This window comes from Pseudomonas sp. IT-P74 (assembly GCF_949768175.1).
In the GTDB taxonomy this organism is placed as follows: Bacteria; Pseudomonadota; Gammaproteobacteria; order Pseudomonadales; family Pseudomonadaceae; genus Aquipseudomonas.
Genome location: NZ_CATKQD010000022.1, coordinates 24,166 through 42,325, shown reverse-complemented (window position 1 = coordinate 42,325; position 18,160 = coordinate 24,166). Strand labels below are relative to the sequence as shown.

Annotated in this window: 14 protein-coding genes and 1 pseudogene; 11 read left to right on the top strand and 4 right to left on the bottom strand. The window is 60.8% G+C overall.

From position 1 onward, the window contains the following. Nucleotides 1-189: 189 nt before the first annotated feature. The 10 genes from ACM6J5_RS14185 to ACM6J5_RS14140 all read left to right on the top strand — a co-directional run bounded on the left by ACM6J5_RS14185 (nt 190) and on the right by ACM6J5_RS14140 (nt 12,723). Nucleotides 190-1,602, top strand: a complete 1,413-nt coding sequence (locus ACM6J5_RS14185; protein WP_414928766.1) for an amino acid permease — start codon at nt 190-192, stop codon at nt 1,600-1,602. A 487-nt stretch (nt 1,603-2,089) separates the two neighbouring features. Further along, nucleotides 2,090-2,881, top strand: a complete 792-nt coding sequence (locus ACM6J5_RS14180) for an enoyl-CoA hydratase/isomerase family protein (protein ID WP_414928765.1) — start codon at nt 2,090-2,092, stop codon at nt 2,879-2,881. Nucleotides 2,882-2,921: 40 nt separating this feature from the next. Further along, a complete protein-coding gene (locus tag ACM6J5_RS14175; RefSeq protein WP_056725048.1) occupies nt 2,922-4,082 on the top strand; it encodes an acyl-CoA dehydrogenase family protein in 1,161 nt (386 codons plus the stop codon). A gap of 18 nt (nt 4,083-4,100) precedes the next feature. Continuing rightward, entirely contained in the window at nt 4,101-6,200 is a 2,100-nt protein-coding gene (locus tag ACM6J5_RS14170) for an acetate--CoA ligase family protein (protein WP_150672867.1), read from the top strand. A 10-nt stretch (nt 6,201-6,210) separates the two neighbouring features. Beyond that, the gene (locus ACM6J5_RS14165) at nt 6,211-7,818 is read left to right on the top strand and encodes a 5-guanidino-2-oxopentanoate decarboxylase (protein ID WP_414928943.1); all 1,608 of its coding nucleotides are present in this window, start codon (nt 6,211-6,213) and stop codon (nt 7,816-7,818) included. Between the two features lie 24 nt (nt 7,819-7,842). Continuing rightward, nucleotides 7,843-9,033 (top strand): pyridoxal phosphate-dependent aminotransferase, encoded by a 1,191-nt coding sequence (locus ACM6J5_RS14160; RefSeq protein ID WP_414928764.1) that lies wholly within the window; start codon nt 7,843-7,845, stop codon nt 9,031-9,033. Next, nucleotides 9,026-10,441: an aldehyde dehydrogenase family protein gene (locus ACM6J5_RS14155; RefSeq protein WP_414928763.1), complete on the top strand. Its 1,416-nt coding sequence runs from the start codon at nt 9,026-9,028 to the stop codon at nt 10,439-10,441. Before ACM6J5_RS14160 ends, ACM6J5_RS14155 begins: the two co-directional genes overlap by 8 nt. 77 nt (nt 10,442-10,518) lie before the next feature. After that, nucleotides 10,519-11,229, top strand: a complete 711-nt coding sequence (locus ACM6J5_RS14150) for an NAD(P)H-dependent oxidoreductase (protein WP_414928762.1) — start codon at nt 10,519-10,521, stop codon at nt 11,227-11,229. A gap of 483 nt (nt 11,230-11,712) precedes the next feature. Further along, nucleotides 11,713-12,075 carry a DUF6124 family protein gene (locus ACM6J5_RS14145; RefSeq protein ID WP_095943537.1) on the top strand — a complete coding sequence of 121 codons (363 nt, stop codon included), beginning with the start codon at nt 11,713-11,715 and terminating at the stop codon, nt 12,073-12,075. A gap of 192 nt (nt 12,076-12,267) precedes the next feature. Continuing rightward, entirely contained in the window at nt 12,268-12,723 is a 456-nt protein-coding gene (locus ACM6J5_RS14140; RefSeq protein ID WP_414928942.1) for a hypothetical protein, read from the top strand. 6 nt (nt 12,724-12,729) lie between these two features. Here the strand turns inward: ACM6J5_RS14140 and ACM6J5_RS14135 are convergent. Continuing rightward, nucleotides 12,730-12,819: pseudogene (locus ACM6J5_RS14135) on the bottom strand (outer membrane lipoprotein carrier protein LolA); the annotation flags it as partial. A 161-nt stretch (nt 12,820-12,980) separates the two neighbouring features. Between ACM6J5_RS14135 and ACM6J5_RS14130 the strand changes: the two are divergent. Beyond that, nucleotides 12,981-14,591 carry a mechanosensitive ion channel family protein gene (locus ACM6J5_RS14130; RefSeq protein ID WP_414928761.1) on the top strand — a complete coding sequence of 537 codons (1,611 nt, stop codon included), beginning with the start codon at nt 12,981-12,983 and terminating at the stop codon, nt 14,589-14,591. Between the two features lie 72 nt (nt 14,592-14,663). Here ACM6J5_RS14130 and ACM6J5_RS14125 read toward each other — a convergent pair whose 3' ends face one another. From ACM6J5_RS14125 to ACM6J5_RS14115, 3 genes are all read right to left on the bottom strand, one after another. Beyond that, complete coding sequence (locus tag ACM6J5_RS14125) at nt 14,664-15,164, bottom strand: outer membrane beta-barrel protein (protein ID WP_046037049.1); 501 nt, start codon at nt 15,162-15,164, stop codon at nt 14,664-14,666. A gap of 70 nt (nt 15,165-15,234) precedes the next feature. Then, nucleotides 15,235-16,707 (bottom strand): EAL domain-containing protein, encoded by a 1,473-nt coding sequence (locus ACM6J5_RS14120; protein ID WP_414928760.1) that lies wholly within the window; start codon nt 16,705-16,707, stop codon nt 15,235-15,237. Nucleotides 16,708-17,093: 386 nt separating this feature from the next. Next, nucleotides 17,094-18,107, bottom strand: a complete 1,014-nt coding sequence (locus tag ACM6J5_RS14115) for an AraC family transcriptional regulator (RefSeq protein WP_150672861.1) — start codon at nt 18,105-18,107, stop codon at nt 17,094-17,096. Nucleotides 18,108-18,160: the final 53 nt, after the last annotated feature.

Here is an 18,160-nt window from a genome sequence, read left to right as displayed (position 1 = left end):
TTTGTACAACTTCGATCTTTACGGTCAACGCGAACTTACATGGCTTTCCAATAATCGACGCAACCGCCGCAGCGCGGTCTTCGAAGCTTATTGGAGATAATAATAATGACTTGCCGTAAAGCTGATCCCTCCCTGCGCCGTGACGTCCTGTCGCGCGCTGCACACCTCACCGACTGCTGAGGTGCCGACATGAACGAAAACACTGATCGTAAAGGCATACAGCTGACCCGCGCCCTCAAGAGCCGGCACATCTTCATGCTGTCGTTGGGCGGTGTCATCGGCACCGGGTTGTTCATGGGCTCTGGCGTGACCATCAATCAGGGCGGCCCGGTGGGGGCGATCCTGGCTTACCTGGTCGCGGGTTTCCTGATGTACCTGGTGATGGTCTGCCTGGGCGAACTGTCGGTGCAGATGCCGGTGTCCGGTTCGTTCCAGACCCACGCCACAAAATACATCGGCCCGGCCACCGGGTTCATGATCGGCTGGGTGTACTGGATGAGCTGGGCCACCACCGTGGGCCTGGAGTTCACCGCCGCCGGTATGCTGATGACCCGCTGGTTTCCGGCGGTGCCGATCTGGTATTGGTCAGCGCTGTTCGTGGTGGTGCTGTTCGGTATCAATGCCATGGCGACCCGCGCCTTTGGTGAAGCCGAATACTGGTTCTCGGGGATCAAGGTCGCGGCGATTCTCGGTTTCATCGTGGTCGGCGTGCTGGTGATTTTCGGCGTGATCCCCCTGAGCAGTGGCGCACCGGCACCGATGGCGACCAACCTGATCGGCGATTCGTTGTTCCCCAACGGCCTGTCGGCGGTGTTCGCGGTGATGATGACCGTGGTCTACGCGTTCCAGGGTTGCGAAATCATGGGCGTGGCCGCCGGTGAAACCGATCAACCGGAAAAAAGCATTCCTCGTGCCGTGCGCAACGTGGTGTTCCGTGTACTGATCTTCTACGTGCTGGCGATCATCGTGCTGTCGGCCATCGTGCCGTGGCAGCAGGCGGGCCTGATGGAAAGCCCGTTCGTGCAGGTGTTCGACATGGTCGGCATTCCCTACGCCGCCGACCTGATGAACTTCGTGATCCTCACTGCGATCCTGTCGGTGGGCAACTCCGGCCTGTATGCCTCGACGCGCATCCTGTGGGCGATGTCGAAAACCGGCATGGCGCCGAAAAGCCTGTCGCCATTGAGCAAGCGTGGCGTGCCGCTGCGCGCCTTGAGCATCACCCTGTGCTTCGCGCTGGTGTCGCTGATGACCAGCTTCGTCGCCGCCGACACCTTGTTCATGGTGCTGATGGCGGTGAGCGGCATGTCCGGCACCGTGACCTGGATTGTCATCGCGCTGGCGCAGTACAAGTTCCGCAAGGCGTACTTGCGTGAGGGCGGCAAACTCAGCGACCTGAAATACCGCGCACCCTGGTTCCCGGTACTGCCGCTGATGTGCATCACGCTGTGCTGCTCGCTGTTCGTGTTCCTGGCCCTGGATGAAACCCAGCGTCCGTCGCTGTATTGGGGCTTTGGCTTCATTGCGCTGTGCTATGGCGCGTACTTCCTGATCCATCGCAAACGCCAGGGCGTGCTGGCGCCGAGCTTGCCGACTACTTGATGCCCTGAAGTAACACCATCCCCTGTGGGAGCCAGCCTGCTGGCGATAGCGGTGTATCAGTCAACAGAGATGTTGAATGTGATGCCGCCTTCGCGGGCAAGCCCGCTCCCACAGTGTTTTGTGACATCCCCAGCTTCTATGCACACCGCCGATTCCCTGTAGGAGCGAGCCTGCTCGCGATGGTCGTCAACGATAACGCGGGCTGTCTGGTTTCCCGCGGTGGTCTTACGTCCCTCGCGAGCAGGCTCGCTCCTACAGGGGGTTGTGGGGGAGGGAAAGACCGTGTGTCGCCAGTTGTTCGAAGTTGTAACAGCGCCTACGGCCTACGCTCGCCAATCTTGAAATAATTCAATAAAACCAATGTGTTATCGAATTATTGAGCTTGTTACAGCCCATTTCTCCCCCAATTGCCGCCTTACTGAACACTCGTTTAGTATGGCCTCAAGTCGCATCACCTCAGACCCATCACAATAATTCGAGGACTCCCATGACCACTCAATCGTCGCTGCTCAGCCAGGTCGAAGCAGGCGTTGCCTGGATCACCCTCAATCGCACTGCCCAGCGCAATGCGCTGGACATTCCGACGCTGAAAAACCTGCATGGCTTGCTCGACGCTTACAACGCCGATCCAGCGGTGCGCGTGGTGGTGCTCACCGGTAGCGGCCGCAGTTTCTGCGCCGGCGCCGACCTCGATGAATGGGCCGATGCCGAAGCCCGGGGCGCTCTGGAAACCTACGGCTGGACCGAAACCGCCCACGCCCTGATGACTCGCCTGCACAGCCTGGAAAAACCCACCATCGCCGCCATCAACGGCACCGCCGTCGGCGCCGGGATGGACCTGACCCTGTGCTGCGACCTGCGCATCGCCGGGCAATCGGCGCGCTTCAAGGCCGGCTACACCAGCATGGCGTACTCGCCGGACGCCGGCGCCAGTTGGCACCTGCCGCGTTTGATCGGCAGTGAACAGGCCAAGCGCCTGCTGTTCCTCGACGAATTGTGGGGTGCCGACCGTGCTCTCGATGCCGGACTGGTTAGCGATGTCTGTGCCGACGATCAACTGCTGACGGTCACCAGCGAACTCGCCGCACGCCTGGCTGCCGGCCCGACCTTCGCTTTCGCCCAGACCAAAAAACTCATGCGTGAAGGCGCCGAACGCAGCCTGCCGGAACAGCTGCAAGCCGAGCTCGCCGCCGGCCTGCGTTGCGGCCGCAGCGAAGACGGCAACGAAGCCCTGCGCGCCGCCATGGAAAAACGCCCGGCACGCTTCATCGGTCGTTGATTCCTCTCCATCTCCCAGAACATGAACAACAGGTAGCCGCATGAATTTCCAACTGACCCAAGAACAAGAAATGTTGGTGGACTCGGTACGCAGCTTCGTCGAGAAGGAACTGCTGCCCTATGAAGAGCAAGTCGACCGCGCCGACGAGGTGTCCCCGGAACTGGCGGCACAGATTCGCGGCAAGGCGATTGCCGCCGGTTTCTACGCTTTCAACATGCCCGAAGAAGTGGGTGGTGGTGGCCTGGACTACCTGTCCCAGGCGCTGATCGAACGTGAGCTGTCCAAGGTGTCCTGGGCGCTGCACGTGTTTGTCGCGCGGCCGTCGAAAATCCTCATGGCCTGCACTGGCGACCAGATCAACGACTACCTGTTGCCGTGCATCCAGGGCGAGAAAATCGATTGCTTCGCCCTGACCGAGCCGGGTGCCGGTTCCGATGCCAATGCAATCAAGACCCGTGCCGTGCGTGAAGGCGACGACTTCATTCTCAACGGCAGCAAGCATTTCATCAGCCACGCCGGCCATGCCGATTTCGCCATTGTCTTCGCCGTGACCGACACCTACGAACACAACGGCAAAAAGCGTAACGCCGTGACCTCGTTCCTGGTCGACCGCAACACCCCGGGCATGACCATTCGCCGTGGACCCAAGTGCGTGAGCAACCGGGGTTACCACACCTTCGAAATGTTCTTCGACGACTGCCGCGTGCCGGCCAGCAAAGTGCTGGGCGAAGTCGGCAAGGGTTGGGAGGTGGCCAACGCCTGGCTGACCGCCGGGCGCGTGATGGTCGCGGCCAACTGCGTCGGTCAGGCCCAGCGCGCACTGGACGTGTCGTTGCAATGGGCGGCGGACCGCAAGCAATTCGGCCAGCCCATCGGCACTTACCAGGGCGTTTCGTTCAAGCTCGCGGACATGGCCACGCAAATCCGCGCCGCCGAACTGTTGACCCTGCACACCGCCTGGAAAATGGACCAGGGCACCATGACCGATGGCGAGGCCGGGATGGCCAAGCTGTTCGCCAGTGAAGTGCTCGGGCGTACCGCCGACGAAGCGGTGCAGATCTTCGGCGGCATGGGCCTGATGGACGAAGGTCCGGTGGAGCGCATCTGGCGCAACGCGCGGATCGAACGGATCTGGGAAGGCACTTCGGAAATCCAGCGCCACATCATTTCCCGCGAGTTGCTGCGGCCGCTGCTGCGCTGATCGGCCCGGAGAATTCCCATGTCCCAAACCATTCGTGACAACCTCAAACGCATGCTCGCGCCGCAACACGTGGCGTTCGTCGGCGGCCGCAGTATGGCCCGCGCCCTCAAGCGCTGTGCCGAAGGCGGCTACCAAGGGCAAATGTGGCTGGTCAACCCGCAACACGACAGCCTTGAAGGGGTGCCGTGCGTGCGCAGCGTTGCCGAGTTGCCCTGCGGCCCGGACGCGGTATTCATTGCCACCAACCGCGAACTGACCCTGACCTGCGTGGCCGAGCTGGCCGCCATCAACGCGGGCGGGGCGATCTGCTACGCCTCCGGCTTCGCCGAAACCGGCGCCGAAGGCCAGGCCCTGCAACAGCAATTGCTCAAGGCCGCTGGCGACATGGCCTTGCTCGGCCCCAACTGCTACGGCCTGCTCGACTACCTGCACAGTTCCGCGTTGTGGCCGGTGGCCCATGGCGGCAAAGCGGTGGAGAAGGGCGTGGCGGTACTGACCCAGAGCGGCAACTTCGCCTACAACCTGTCCATGAGCGACCGCTCGCTGCCGGTGGCCTACATGGCCTCGGTGGGCAATCAGGCGCAACTGGGCGTGGCCGAATTGATGGATGTGTTGCTCGACGAGCCGCGCGTCACCGCCATCGGCCTGCACCTGGAAGGCCTGAAGAACGTGCCGGGTTTTGCCCGCGCCGCGCACAAGGCGCTGGAGAAGGGCATCCCGATCATCGCGCTGAAAACCGGCGTGTCGCAGATTGGCGCCGAACTGGCGTTGAGTCACACCAGTTCTTTGTCGGGTTCCGATGCGCTGTACGACGCACTGTTCGACCGCCTCGGGGTGATTCGCGTCAGCGGTCCGGTGAGTTTTGTCGAAACCCTGAAAGCCGCGGCCTGCGGCAACCTGCCGGCGGGCAACAGCCTGATCGCGCTGGCATGCTCCGGCGGCGACGCCGGGCTGATTGCCGACTACGCCGAACGCAACGACCTGGGCCTGCCGAAACTCGATCAAGGGCAGGTCGGCGAACTCGCGCAAGTGCTGCCGACCTACGCTAACCTGGTCAACCCGCTGGACTTCACTACGGCGATCTGGGGCGATGGCGAAGCCTTGAACCGCATGCTCGACAGCGCGCTGCGCACCGAAGCCGACGCGGCGATGCTGGTGCTCGACTACCCATCGGAATTCACCGGCGAGCGCAAGGAATGCGACCTGCTGCTGGCGTTGTACTGCGCGGCGCTGCAACGACACGGCAAGACCGGTTTTGTCACCTCGGCCTTCCCCGAGTTGCTGCCGGCCCATGCCCGTGAGCGTTTGCACGAGCAAGGCGTTGCGGCCTTGCAGGGCGTTGAAGACGGCTTGGCTGCGTGGGGTCGCATCGCCGGTTATCAGCGCAATCGTCAGGCGTTGCTGGCGCTGGGTGAGTCGGCACTGGTTCCGCTGTGCCCGCACGCGCTGGAAGGCGAGGGGCGTTTGCTCAATGAATGGGATTCCAAACAGGCATTAAAAGCCTTTGGCCTACCGACGCCCAACGGCGTTCTGAGTACGGCGGTCAATGCGCTGAAAGACGCAGAATCGCTGGGCTATCCGCTGGTGTTGAAGGCTGTCAGCGCACAGTTGCCACACAAGACCGAGGCCGGTGCGGTGGCGCTGAACCTCAAGGACGGCACGGGATTGAGCGCTGCACTGCAAAAGATGCACGCCAGCATCGCGGCATACGCGCCGGGCGTGCCGTTCGATCAAGTGTTACTCGAACCCATGGCCAAGCCGCCACTGGCCGAACTGATCGTCGGCATCAAACGCGAAAACGATTTTTGCCTGGCATTGGTGATGGGTGCCGGCGGCATTCTGGTGGAGTTGCTCAAGGACAGTCGCAGCCTGTTGCTGCCGACCACCGACGGCGCGATCCGCAACGCCTTGCTCAGCCTGCGCAGTGCCCCGTTGCTGCAAGGTTTCCGTGGTCGCGAGTCTGCTGACCTGGACGCCCTGGTGACCGCCATCCGCGCCGTGGCCGACTACGCCTGCGAAAACGCCGCACACCTGCTGGAACTCGATGTGAACCCATTGTTGGTCGGTGCCCAAGGCACGATTGCGGTCGATGCGTTGATTCGCCTCGGCCACGAGTGAGGACATGAACATGCAAAGCAAAACCTTGACCGGTGGCCAGGCCCTGGTGCGTCTGTTAGCCAACTACGGCGTCGATACCGTGTTCGGCATCCCCGGCGTACATACCCTGGAGCTGTATCGCGGCTTGCCCGGCAGCGGCATTCGCCACGTGCTGACACGCCATGAGCAGGGCGCCAGCTTCATGGCCGACGGTTATGCCCGGGTCAGCGGCAAGCCCGGCGTGTGCTTCGTCATCACCGGCCCCGGCGTGACCAACGCCGCCACCGGCATCGGCCAGGCCTACGCCGACTCGATTCCGATGCTGGTGATTTCCAGCGTCAACCACAGCGCGAGCCTGGGCAAGGGCTGGGGCAGCCTGCACGAGTGTCAGGATCAACGGGCGATGACCGCGCCGATCACCGCGTTTTCCGCCGTGGCGCTGACCGCCGAAGACCTGCCGGAACTGATCGCCCGTGCCTACGCGGTGTTCGACAGTGAACGGCCACGGCCGGTGCACATCTCGGTGCCGCTGGACGTGCTGTCGGCACCGATTGCCCGTGACTGGAGCAATGAGGTGGTGCGTCGCCCGGGTCGCGGCCCGGCATCTGCGAGCGCCATCGATGAAGCCGTGGCCAAACTCAAGGCTGCCAAACGCCCGATGATCATCGCCGGTGGCGGTGCGTTGAATGCCACGGCTGAACTGCAAGAAATCAGCACCCGACTCGCCGCGCCACTGTTCACCAGCGTCGCCGGCAAGGGCCTGTTGCCGCCGGGTGCGCCGCTCAATGCCGGATCGTCCTTGTGTGTGGAACCGGGCTGGAACCTGATCGCCGAGGCCGACGTGTTGCTGGCGGTCGGCACCGAGATGGCCGATACCGACTACTGGCGTGAACGCCTGCCGCTGAACGCCGAACTGCTGCGTGTCGACATCGACCCGCGCAAGTTCAACGACTTCTACCCGTGCGCCGTGGCATTGCATGGCGACGCGCAACAAACCCTCAGCGGCATGCTTGAGCGCCTTCCATCCGATGTGCGCGATGCCAGCGCTGCAGTTGCCTCGGTCGCCGCATTGCGCGAAGCGGTCAAGGCCAGCCATGGCCCGTTGCAGTCCATCCATCAATCGATTCTCGAGCGCATCGCCGCGGAGCTGCCGGAGAACGCGTTCATCAGCACCGACATGACCCAACTGGCCTACACCGGCAACTACGCCTTCGACAGCCTGGCCATTCGCAGCTGGCTGCACCCGACCGGCTACGGCACCTTGGGATACGGCCTGCCGGCGGGTATCGGCGCCAAGTTCGGCGCGCCGCAACGGCCGGGCCTTGTGCTGGTGGGCGACGGTGGTTTCCTCTACACCGCCCAGGAACTGGCGACCGCCGTCGAAGAGCTCGACAGCCCGCTGGTGGTGCTGCTGTGGAACAACGATGCGCTGGGGCAGATCCGCGACGACATGATCGGCCTGGATATCGAACCCATCGGCGTATTGCCACGTAACCCGGATTTCGCCGCCCTCGCTCGTGCCTTTGGCTGCACCGTGACCCAGCCGCAAAGCCTGGCCGAGTTGCAGACCGACTTGCGCCACGGCTTCAAGCGCAACGGCGTGACCCTGATCGAACTCAAACATGCCTGTGCGCATTGATCTGCATTTTAAGGGGATGAAGCCATGCGCTTTTCCGATCTGACTCAACGAATCGCCGGCGACGGCGCCGCCGCCTGGGATATTCACTACCGCGCCCTGGCACTGCGCGAGCAGGGTGAAGACATTCTGCTGTTGTCCGTGGGCGATCCGGATTTCGACACGCCCCAGCCCATCGTGCAGGGCGCCATCGACAGTTTGCTCAACGGCAACACTCACTACGCCGAGGTGCGCGGCAAGCGTGCCCTGCGTGAAGCCATTGCCAAACGTCATCAGCAGCGCAGCGGCCAAACCGTCTCGGCGGATCAGGTCACTGTGTTGGCCGGGGCGCAATGTGCGCTGTTCAGCGTGGCCCAATGCGTGCTGAACCCGGGTGACGAAGTGATCGTCGCCGAACCGATGTACGTCACCTATGAAGCGGTGTTCGGCGCCTGCGGTGCCGTGGTGGTGCCGGTGCCCGTGCGCTCGGAAAACGGTTTTCGCGTGTTGCCCGAAGATGTCGCCGCGCGTATCACTCCGCGCACCCGGGCACTGGCGCTGAACAGCCCGCACAACCCGTCCGGCGCGAGTCTGCCGCGCAGCACTTGGGCGGCCTTGGCTGAACTGTGCATCGGCTACGACCTGTGGCTGATTTCCGATGAGGTCTACAGCGAATTGCTGTTCGAAGGTGAGCATGTCAGCCCGGCGAGCCTGCCGGGCATGGCCGAGCGCACCGCGACCCTCAACAGCCTGTCGAAATCCCACGCCATGACCGGCTGGCGCGTCGGCTGGGTGGTGGCGCCGCCATCCCTGGCCGCGCACCTGGAAAACCTCGCGTTGTGCATGCTCTACGGCTCGCCGGATTTCATTCAGGACGCCGCCGTGGTGGCCCTGGAAAGCAACCTGCCGGAACTCGAAGCCATGCGCGAAGCCTATCGCCAGCGTCGTGATCTGGTGTGCGACAGCCTGGCCGATTGCCCGGGCGTACGGGCACTGAAACCCGATGGCGGTATGTTCGTGATGCTCGATATCCGCCAGACCGGGCTCAGCGCCCAAGCGTTTGCCGACCGCCTGCTGGATCGCCACGGCGTGTCGGTCCTGGCGGGCGAGGCCTTTGGTCCGAGCGCGGCGGGGCATATTCGCCTCGGTCTGGTGGTCGGCGCCGAACCGCTGCGCGATGCCTGCCAGCGCATTGCCCGTTGTGCTCAAGAGTTGATGGAGGCCCAGGTTCATGCTTAATCACAAGACACTGTTTATTGATGGTCGCTGGCGAACCCCGTCAGGGCAGGGCATCGCCGAGGTGATCAACCCGGCCACAGAAGAAGTCGCCGGTAGCGTGCCGCTGGGCGATGAGCGCGACGTTAACAACGCGGTTGCCGCAGCGCGCAAGGCCTTCGAATCATGGTCGCGCACCCCCGCCAGCGTGCGCGCCGGCTACATCCGCGCACTGGCCGATCAACTGCGCGATCGTGCCGATGAGATGGCTTCTGTCATCACCACTGAATTGGGCATGCCGGTGCAGTGGTGCCGTTCGGTGCAGGTCGATGGACCGATCGCTGGCCTTGAGCAGTACATCGAACTGGCTCATCTCATGGACGAAGTGCGCGAAGTCGGCAATTCGCTGGTGATCCGCGAGGCCGTGGGTGTCTGCGCGTTCATCAACCCGTGGAATTACCCGCTGCACCAGTTGATCGGCAAACTCGCCCCGGCCCTGGCCGCCGGTTGCACGGTGGTGGTCAAGCCGAGCCAGGAAACCCCGCTGCATGCCTTCCTGCTGGCACAGATGATCGAGGACATCGGCTTGCCGGCCGGGGTGTTCAACCTGGTCAGTGGTCCGGGCTCGAAAGTCGGCGAAGCGTTGGCCAAACACCCGGACGTGGACATGGTGTCGTTTACCGGCTCCACCGGCGCTGGCGTTCGCGTCGCGCAGGCGGCGGCACCTTCGGTCAAGCGCGTGTGCCTGGAACTGGGCGGCAAGTCGCCGTTGCTGATCGCCGAGGATGCGGATCTGGCATCGGCCGTGCGCTATGGCGTGCAGGACGTGATGATCAACTCCGGCCAGACCTGCACCGCGTTGACCCGCATGCTGCTGCCGGCCAGCCGCTACGCCGAGGCCGTGGAACTGGCGCTCGCCGAAACCCTGAGCCTGCGCATGGGCGATCCCCTCGACCCGCAAAGCTTCCTCGGCCCGATGTGTTCGGTCGGGCAGAAACGCACTGTGCTCGACTACATCAAGGTCGGTCAGCAGGAAGGCGCACGGCTGCTGTGCGGCGGTGACTCGCCATCAACGTTCGAGCGTGGCTTCTATGTCACCCCGACGCTGTTCGCCGATGTCGACAACCGCATGCGCATCGCCCAGGAAGAAATCTTCGGCCCGGTGCTGTGCCTGATTCCCTACACCGACGAAGCACAGGCGATCCAGATCGCGAATGACTCGCCGTTCGGTCTGTCCAGCGGCGTCTGGGCCGGCAGTGCCAAGCGCGCCTTGCATTTGGGGCGGCAGATGCGCGCTGGTCAGTGCTTCCTCAATGGCGCGGCATTCAACTATCAGGCGCCGTTCGGTGGCTACAAACAGTCGGGCAATGGTCGAGAATGGGGTGAGGAGGGGCTCAACGAGTTCGTCGAAGTGAAGGCGATCCAGGTGTGACGGTTGGCGACTCGAACTGTCCATCACCCACTGCTCCACCTCCAATCGATACGCTGGGAAAAGTCTAAGGAATCACCATGAAAGTACTGATCGTCCACGCCCACCCGGAACCGCAATCCTTCACCGCCGCCCTGCGCGACCAGGCCGTCGCCACCCTCGAAGCCCAGGGCCACGAAGTGCAGGTCAGCGACCTGTACAAAATGAACTGGAACCCGGTGGCCAGCGACGCGGACTTCTCGAATCGGGAAAACCCCGAGTACCTGGTCTACGCCCTGGAACAACGCCTGGGCGTGAAGAGCCAGTCGCTGGCGCCGGACATCCAGGCGGAACTCGACAAACTGCTGTGGGCCGACCTGCTGATCCTCAACTTCCCGATCTTCTGGTTCTCCGCCCCGGCCATGCTCAAGGGCTGGATCGACCGGGTGCTGGTGTCCGGCATCTGCTATGGTGGCAAGCGCTTCTACGATCAGGGTGGTCTGGCTGGGAAGAAGGCGCTGGTGACCGTGACCCTGGGCGGGCGAGAGCATATGTTTGGCGACGGCGCGATCCATGGCCCGTTGGAGGACATGCTGCGGCCGATCCTGCGCGGCACGCTGGCGTATGTCGGTTTTGACGTGCTGGAGCCGTTCGTGGCCTGGCATGTGCCGTACATCAGCGACGAAGCGCGCCAGCAGTTTCTGGTTGATTACGGACAGCGGCTGCAGCATCTGAGTGATGATCAGCCGTTGGTGTTTCCGAAGTTGGCGCAGTTCGATGACAAGCTCTATCCGCTGACCACCAATGCCTGATTAACACCACATACCCTGTAGGAGCGAGCCTGCTCGCGATAGCGATGGGTCAGTAAGCAAGATGTTGACTGACACGCCCTCATCGCGAGCAGGCTCGCTCCTACAGTTCTTTGTGTTGGCTGTCCTATTTGGGGGTGTTTAAGAGGTTGTTTAGCGGGTGTCAGCGTTACGTCTGGCAAGCTACATCGGCTTGCGTCATTGCCTACAGCTACGCCAGAATCCGCCGGCTTGTGTGTCTTGGGGGCGGGTTCTATCGTTGGCCGGTCGCTGCAAAACAGCAGCGATCGGGTTTGGTAGCCCGGTTATCCAGGCGCAGAGCACCACGTTTTGCAGAGTTTTATTCTCTGCTTGATGGTGGCCATGCGTAGGGCGTCTTCGGATGCGCCGGGTTCCTGGGCCGGTCTACCAACCTGCGTATGGCCGCCACCCATCGTTTGGTAGCGAAGGTTGATGGCTCCTCGTCTACATCCAGGAGTTGCATCCATGTTCAAAGTCACACCCAACCCGCCGGACACCGATCCTACATCCCCGTACGAAAGCCTCGACTCCCAAAAACTCCACGAAGCCGCCGAGCGCGCCCTCGATCATTACCTCAACCCCGGCCCCGGCATCATGGCCACACCGCGCAAACCCGGCAGCATGTTCATCGTCAATCCCGAGCTCTGTACCGAGACCCTGCTGGTGCACGCCTGCGAGTCGCTGGCTTCGGCCCATGTCATGGCCAACGATCTGGTGGATCATCTGCAAGGCACCAGCCGCAATGCGCTGCTGGGTATTGCGCAGGTGATCATGCTCGGAGAACTGGCGGTGAATCGGGCGCTGGATCAACTCGATCCGCCTGAGTAACCGCGCATCCGCAGATTACACATAGAGTTGTGGGAGCAACTCCCACCGCTTGTTCGGAAGTCCTTCTCTGCGGTGCCGTTGAACTACACTTTTCAGTTGCTCCATCCGATCGGCAGGCGACGCACGACGTCGCTTGCCGCCCGCCAGTCGCCCCAAGGCCTGCCCATTGTGGCAAGCCTGTCGGAGGTCATCATGAAAAGGTTTTCACCGGTCAGCCTGTGCATCGTATTGTCGGTTTTGAGTGCCCCGGGATGGGCCCAATCGGTGGTGCCGATGAAAGGGCAAAGCTCGCAACAAACCCAGGCCGACATCAACGAATGCAATAGCATTGCCGCAAGCCAGAGTGCCTCGACGTCTTCCACGTCTTCTGGCGGGAGGGTCAAGGGTGCCGCTGTGGGGGCGGTCGCTGGCGCGACGGCGGCCCAGGTGCGCGGCAATCAGCACGACGATGCTTATGATCGTGTCGACGATGACAGAAAACAGGACTATCGCCAGGACCGGGCCAAATCGACGGCAGCGGCCGGGATGGTGGTCGGTGGCTCGCGCCAGCGCCAGGAACGCCGGGCGGACGAGAAAACCACACAGGCGAATACCGCGTCGGCTTATAGCAGCTGTCTGCAGGGCAAGGGTTATCAGGTCAATCCTTGAATCAGGTACGCAACAAACTGTAGGAGCGAGCTTGCTCGCGAAAAACCTGAGGGCGCCGCGGACTGTCAGGTGCCCAGTGTCATCGTTAACGACCATCGCGAGCAAGCTCGCTCCTACAAGGACAAGGACAAGGACAAGGACAAGGAAGCAGACGGATAAGGAAACGGCCTTTAGTTCAAATCTGACAACCGTTCATCGGTGAACTACGCTGCGGTACGTACTCTCGATTTGAATTTCGTGACGTAAGGATCCGACACATGCGGAGCAGGCTGCTCGCTGTAATGTTTACTGTTTTCGGGATGTTCTGGTCGGTGCAATTGTGGGCTGATGACGCACCGAAAGCGGTTGATGCTCCCGTTGAATTGAAAGTGGCCAACCGCAGCATCATGGTGTTTCGCGCGACCCTCCTCGGTGAAGCCCCGGCCTCGCGGGTCAAACGGGCGAAAGCGGTGATCGGTGAGGCGCTGGATGACGCCGACGACCTCAATGTCTCTATCGATCCGATCATGAAGAGCTACATGGTGCTGCTGGGTAGCCGGCGCGCCTTTATCGTTTCGCCCAAGGACTTCGATGAGACCGAGTACGACTCGGTACAGCAGGCCGCCGAAGCCGCCGCCGACAAGCTGCGCCAGGTCGTCGCCGAAACCCGGGAAGCTCGAAGCCTGCAGTTGATCCTGCGCTCCATAGTCGCCGCGTTGCTCGCCACCGGCATTTACATTGCGCTGCTGTTTGGCATGTCGTACCTGCGGCGCAGAGTGCTGAAGAAACTGCCCGAGCTGATGCATCGGCACACCCAGGCCCTGAAAGTCGGAAGGGTGCCGCTGCTCGACGCCAATTACCTGTATCCGTTGGCTAGCCGCCTGCTGGAACTGGTGCGCTGGATCGTCGTGTTGCTGCTTACCTACGAATGGCTGGGCTTTGTCCTGTCGCGCTTTCCCTATACCCGTCCCTGGGGCGAAAGCCTCAACAACTATCTGCTGGAGCTCGGCGGCTATCTGTTGCAAGGGATCGTCGGCGCCATACCCGGGCTGGGCGTGGCGCTGGCGATCTTCTTCATCGCCCGCGGCGCAACCGCGTTCACGCGGCGGATACTGCGGCGCATGGCTGCACCGGGAACCCTCAGCTGGTTGAACCACGAAACCCTGCAACCGACCCAACGCCTCACGTCCCTGGCGATCTGGCTATTTGCCCTGGCCATGGCCTATCCGTACCTGCCGGGTGCCGGCACCGATGCCTTCAAAGGCTTGTCGGTATTGATCGGCCTGATGATTTCCCTGGGCGCCACCAGCGTGGTGGGCCAGGCGGCGGCGGGGCTGATCCTGACCTACACCCGAACCCTGCGCCCCGGCGAATTTGTGCGCATCGGCGACTACGAAGGCACGGTGACCGAACTGGGCATGTTCACCACCAGCATTCGCACTGGCCTGGGCGAGGTGCTGACCCTGCCCAACTCGATGATCACCGGTACCGTCACCAAGAACTACTCGCGGGTGGTACAAGGCCCCGGCTACGTGGTCGACACCATCGTGACCATCGGCTACGACACGCCGTGGCGGCAGGTGGAGGCGATGTTGCTGGAGGCCGCGAAACGCACGCCGGGGGTTCTCGAAGTACCGCCGGCCCAGGTGTTCCAGACGGCATTGTCGGACTTCTACCCGGAATACCGGCTGGTGGCCCAGGCCATTCCCAGCCAGCCGCGGCCGCGCGCCGTGCTGTTGAGCATGTTGCACGCCAATATCCAGGATGTGTTCAACGAGTACGGCGTGCAGATCATGTCGCCGCACTACCTGGGCGATCCACAACAAGAGAAATGGGTGCCCAGGGACAAGTGGTACCCGGCCCCGGCAGAAGAACCGAAGGAATCCTGATTTTGCCTGAACGGGAGTTCGCACCATGATCGAGTGTTGAGCGACCCGCAAGGTCGCTCAGTTGTAGCGTTGTCAGAAAAGCATATAGGCGGATGCAGTCGTCTGATTCAGGTCGATCTCTCCGACCTCCAGCACTTCGTATTCGGCACGCAGGCCGATGTTGCGAAAGACATCGACCTCCAGGCCGACACCGTAGGTCAGATCAACCCCGGTATCATCGTCGGTGGCATTGCCGTCGGCGTCCCAGGCGTGAGCACCGACACTGCCGAACACCCGCATCCGATCGCCCAGTGGAAAGCCCACATGGGCGGCAGCCTGGGCCGACTTGCCTTCGAAATCGACATTCTTGTCCTTGAATTGACCCAGGTCGACGTAGGCACCCTCGAAGGCCAGGTAGCTATTGACGCGATACCCGGCATAAACCTTGTAGCTGGTGTCGTCGTCGTCCAGTCTGGATTCGTCGGTCTGTATGCTGCTTACGCCAGCTCCAAGATATAAACCTTTGTCATCAGCGAGCGCCTGAAAAGACAGCAGCGATAGCAGTGAAGCGAAGCCAAGGTTTCGAAGTAGCATGTGTGGTGGAGTCCTTGTACAAGGTTGTCTGGTGTTAGGGTTCGGCGAGCATTTGAGGGGCCATGAGGGGTTAATAGAAATCATTGATTGATATTTTTGGGTCGTGGGGCGGCACGTTTTCCGGGCATTGAAAGTAGCGTCTGGCCAACGCCTGGATTGGCAGTGCTTTGGAGAACAACCAGCCTTGCGCCAGTAGAACCCCTTCCGAAACCAGATGCGGCAGTTGTTCCTGACTCTCCACACCTTCGGCCACGACCTTGAGCCTTAGCGACCTGGCCAACTGGGCAATGTGGCGCCACAAGGCGTCCTTGGCTGCGATCTTGTCGTCTGCGATGAACGAGCGATCTATTTTCAGAATGTCGAAAGGCACTGAATCGAGGAGCGAGAGGTTGGAATAACCGGTGCCGAAATCGTCCACGGCAATGCGATGCCCGCAGGCACGAAGCCGTCGCAATTGCAGGGCGGCAGGTTTGTGATCGAGCAGGGTCCTTTCGGTGATTTCAAAGGCCATGGCGGACGCAGGCATGTTGTAGGTTGCCAGCACGCTGGCCACATAGTCCGGGAAGCTCGGGTCCTGAATATCCTGAGCGCAAAGATTGACCATAATGTAGAAGTCCTGGCAGGCCCATAGGTAGGTGCTGTAATCCTCCGCCACTTGCCGAATCACCGAACGCGTCAGTTTGCGGATCAAGTCGGACTTCTCGGCCACCGCAATGAAAACATCCGCAGGCACTTGAGTGCCGTTGTCGTTCCATCGGGAAAGTGATTCGGCGCCCACCAGATAGCCCGTCGTCAAATTGACGATAGGCTGATAGTGAACCCCCAGCGCGTTGGCTTTAAGGGCATTGCGCAGCCGTACGGCGGTAGAGGTGTAATGTCGTTGAATACACCTTGCGAGCAAGAGCAGCGCTGCGAACACGCTCGCAAGGCCAATGAATAATTTGAATTTGAGACTTGTCAGGTAGCTCAACGGAAGAGAAACGACAGAGATCAGTTCATTTCGGTTGCCTGCAAAGGCGATCAGGACCTTGTCTGCCGAGATAACCAGTTCCTCCAGGTGGAAGGGCTTGCGCATCGTCAGCGGCGTGGGGCCCGTGGAAGCAATGGGTACTGCGCCGCCGGGGCCGATGAGGTCCAGTTGCAGGTCCTCGGGAAACTTCAAGTTGTCGAGCAGGATCTTCTTGTTTGCCCAGACGTAGGTTGACTGTTCCGACACAACGATAAAGTCGGTGTCCGCAGAAACCGTATGGCCGGAATCGACCCAGTAGGTTCGCTTGCCAACGGAGAATTTGCGTTTGTCGTTACCGGGTAGTATCGACGAGAGTTCCTGTCCGTAGGAGGAGCAGATCTTGCCATTGGGCAACTGAATTGCCGCTTGGTCAACGAATCGCAGGTTCTTGACCTGGTTAGCCAGTTGCGAGTATTGCTCGGCGGAGCACTCTTGACCCGAGCGATCAAGATCGCCGAGGGTTTCCAGTACTTTGTCGATCTGCGCATTGGGCTCCACTTGAGCAGCACGCAGATCGGCATAAACGTTATTCAACTTCCGTGCAATGAATGGCTCCGCCAATCCTCCAGCGCAGAGCCAAGCGGCCCAACCCGCTGCAGCAATCAGACAGACAGTGACTGCGTGCCTTCCAAGTAACGCTTTATATGCGGCAACCATCGACAAACCCCGAGCTATCATTATTTCACTGTGCATCCTGTCGTCGTGGATTAAACGACTTCAGTACCAGTCAATTACCCAGGCCAATAAGATGCCGCTTGCATAGACGGCTATGCACAGTGCGATTTTCTGCTTGAGTGGCAGCGTGTTTATTCGATGTTGCATGCTTATCTCCTTGAGTAGGCAAATAAGCAATTTTGGATGCCCGTGGTTAATCAAGGAAAATCATTAATCATCATTTACAGGGCTTTGATAAATGCCTGTTAACGATGATTTCTATCGCCGGCGGCCTGATTGTAAACGGGTGTGGTCGTGTTCCTGGGCCTGGCTGAGTTGCGCCTGGCCGTTTCCGACGGCGTTTCTCCGTAAGCGATCTGATACGCCTTGGAAAACCGGCCCAGATGGTGAAAGTTCCAGAACATCGCGGTTTCTGTGACGGTGGGCCACGTTTTATTGATCAGGTCGCGACGGGCACTGGCGAGCCTCAAGTTTCTGATATAAGCGATTGGCGATATCCCGAAGGTTTCAATAAAGCCAAAGTGCAGGGTGCGAGTGGTGGTTTCAAGCTGCCTTACGAGCGACTTTATAGTGAGGGTTTTTTTTGTGTTTTCATGGATGTACTGTATGGCTTCTATCGCCACTTTTCTTCTTGTCGGGACTTTGCGGCTGACACCGCCTGCGGGCGTCAACGACTGCAACAGAGAAGCGAGTACTGCACTTTCAATCGCCGAACCCTCTGCTTCGCTGCGTTGTGCTGAAGCCGCGTCATTGATGTCGTCACAGCAAGCGCTGATGGCTTGAATGGCCGATTGTATGAATTGAAAGTTTTCAGCCTGGAAGCTGTGTTGTGTCCGGTTTGCAAGAATATCCATGACAGGGTGGTGTTGGCGGCACCGGTTATAGTTTTCCAGTGTCGTGGTGATGGTGAACAGTGTTTCATTCGGTTCGCAAGTGTAATGCACCGATTCATCGCTGTGCAGTACGATGACTTCGTCAGGCCGTAGTTTGTGATTATTTACGACGGGGCGCCCAATCGGGGCCTGGGAGATGGCGAATGTCACGCATCCGGCAGGGACAGAACTGACCAGCGTCACGGAAGAGTCGAACTCAAGGCGACTGCACTGCAGTTGCGGACTGTGAAAGAGTTTGTGTTGCCGAATGCGCGCTTCATGCTCGGTCGGAATAAGGCTCATTTCCCATTTGCCTATTGTTCTATTCAGTTGGCTCGGCAAGGCAGAAGACAAATGAAAGATCTCGTCGGGCGGTGCGATACTCATGAAATTGAAGGCTCATCTGTTAAATGATTAGGGTCAAGCCTGACAGGCAGACA

Excerpts from the sequence above, each read along its gene's own strand:
- ACM6J5_RS14185 (WP_414928766.1), top strand. The coding sequence starts at position 190 with ATGAACGAAAACACTGATCGTAAAGGCATACAGCTGACCCGCGCCCTC.
- ACM6J5_RS14180 (WP_414928765.1), top strand. The coding sequence starts at position 2,090 with ATGACCACTCAATCGTCGCTGCTCAGCCAGGTCGAAGCAGGCGTTGCC.
- ACM6J5_RS14175 (WP_056725048.1), top strand. The coding sequence starts at position 2,922 with ATGAATTTCCAACTGACCCAAGAACAAGAAATGTTGGTGGACTCGGTA.
- ACM6J5_RS14170 (WP_150672867.1), top strand. The coding sequence starts at position 4,101 with ATGTCCCAAACCATTCGTGACAACCTCAAACGCATGCTCGCGCCGCAA.
- ACM6J5_RS14165 (WP_414928943.1), top strand. The coding sequence starts at position 6,211 with ATGCAAAGCAAAACCTTGACCGGTGGCCAGGCCCTGGTGCGTCTGTTA.
- ACM6J5_RS14160 (WP_414928764.1), top strand. The coding sequence starts at position 7,843 with ATGCGCTTTTCCGATCTGACTCAACGAATCGCCGGCGACGGCGCCGCC.
- ACM6J5_RS14155 (WP_414928763.1), top strand. The coding sequence starts at position 9,026 with ATGCTTAATCACAAGACACTGTTTATTGATGGTCGCTGGCGAACCCCG.
- ACM6J5_RS14150 (WP_414928762.1), top strand. The coding sequence starts at position 10,519 with ATGAAAGTACTGATCGTCCACGCCCACCCGGAACCGCAATCCTTCACC.
- ACM6J5_RS14145 (WP_095943537.1), top strand. The coding sequence starts at position 11,713 with ATGTTCAAAGTCACACCCAACCCGCCGGACACCGATCCTACATCCCCG.
- ACM6J5_RS14140 (WP_414928942.1), top strand. The coding sequence starts at position 12,268 with ATGAAAAGGTTTTCACCGGTCAGCCTGTGCATCGTATTGTCGGTTTTG.
- ACM6J5_RS14130 (WP_414928761.1), top strand. The coding sequence starts at position 12,981 with ATGCGGAGCAGGCTGCTCGCTGTAATGTTTACTGTTTTCGGGATGTTC.
- ACM6J5_RS14125 (WP_046037049.1), bottom strand. The coding sequence starts at position 15,164 with ATGCTACTTCGAAACCTTGGCTTCGCTTCACTGCTATCGCTGCTGTCT.
- ACM6J5_RS14115 (WP_150672861.1), bottom strand. The coding sequence starts at position 18,107 with ATGAGTATCGCACCGCCCGACGAGATCTTTCATTTGTCTTCTGCCTTG.